Source organism: Moorena sp. SIO4E2 (assembly GCF_010671945.1).
Taxonomy (GTDB): Bacteria; Cyanobacteriota; Cyanobacteriia; order Cyanobacteriales; family Coleofasciculaceae; genus Moorena; species Moorena producens.
This window is the reverse complement of the sequence record NZ_JAAHIE010001444.1, coordinates 1-1,008: the sequence shown is the minus strand read 5'-3', so window position 1 is coordinate 1,008 and position 1,008 is coordinate 1. Positions and strand designations below refer to the sequence as shown.

The 1,008-nt window shown below is 43.8% G+C and carries 2 protein-coding genes; both read right to left on the bottom strand.

The window, feature by feature from the left end:
- On the bottom strand, positions 1-183 hold a 183-nt coding region (locus F6K37_RS44365; protein ID WP_287257474.1), incomplete at its 3' end, for a pantoate--beta-alanine ligase.
- 115 nt (positions 184-298) lie between these two features.
- Positions 299-829 (bottom strand): septal ring lytic transglycosylase RlpA family protein, encoded by a 531-nt coding sequence (locus tag F6K37_RS45280; protein WP_353839164.1) that lies wholly within the window; start codon positions 827-829, stop codon positions 299-301.
- Positions 830-1,008: the final 179 nt, after the last annotated feature.

The window sequence follows — 1,008 nt, the reverse complement described above, 5'->3', positions numbered from 1 at the left end:
AAACTGAAGAGGATTAACAAAAATACTAACAATCACCAGAGAATTTTCTCGTCTTGCCCGCTCAATTAAGCTTAAGTGACCGCTGTGCAAGGCTCCCATAGTGGTTACTAGACCCACTTCCTTGCCAGGACCTTGACGTTCTAAGTAGCAGTGTAATCCAGCAGTTGTTGTAAACAGGTGCATGAGACTCTAGAGTTTAGATTCCTATTGATGTTAGCAACATAGTCTTAATAAATAGAAATCTCCAGGAATTACTTGGCAATTCCTGGAGATTTCTTTTGACTAATGACTAATCAATTCAATAAAGAATTTCTATATGCACAGGCCCAGTGCCAGACCTGACCAATCCAATTATTCTGGCAGCTCCTCTGGACAAGTCAATAATCCGACCCCTGGCATAAGGTCCACGGTCATTAATCCGCACAATGACGGAGCGACCATTTCTGAGATTAGTCACTTTGACTCTAGTCCCAAACCGCAAAGTACGATGAGCAGCAGTCAGAGTGTATTGATTAAATCTTTCGCCACTAGCAGTGCGCCTGCCATGGAAAGCTGAACCATACCAGGAAGCTATCCCCCTTACACTCCATCGCACTCGGCGACGGCTACGCTTTGTCAGCATTGGTACTGTTAGCGGTTGCCATGTCTGTGCTGAAGCACTGCTTTTGTTGAGAGGAGAAGCATAGCGGATAAGGATAGCATTTCCTTTGTTGAGAGGAGAAGCATAGCGGATAAGGATAGCGTTTCCTTGGAGATGAGAATTCGGAGAAGCTATCTTCTCTTCTGACTTTGGAATCTTCTCAGTCGTGATTAGCTCAGACGCTGGCAAGGTTAAACTAGGAAGAGTTCTAAATTTATCTGGAAACTTAGCAAAATCAAACGGGTGCGGCTCTTTTAAAAGTACGGTAGACTAGATCTCAGTAAAACTGACAAATTAGTCAGAGTAATAGTTTGAGTCAATACCTCCTGGTGGGTGACCAGCTGAAAAAGTCAGCAGTAGTTCAGGAA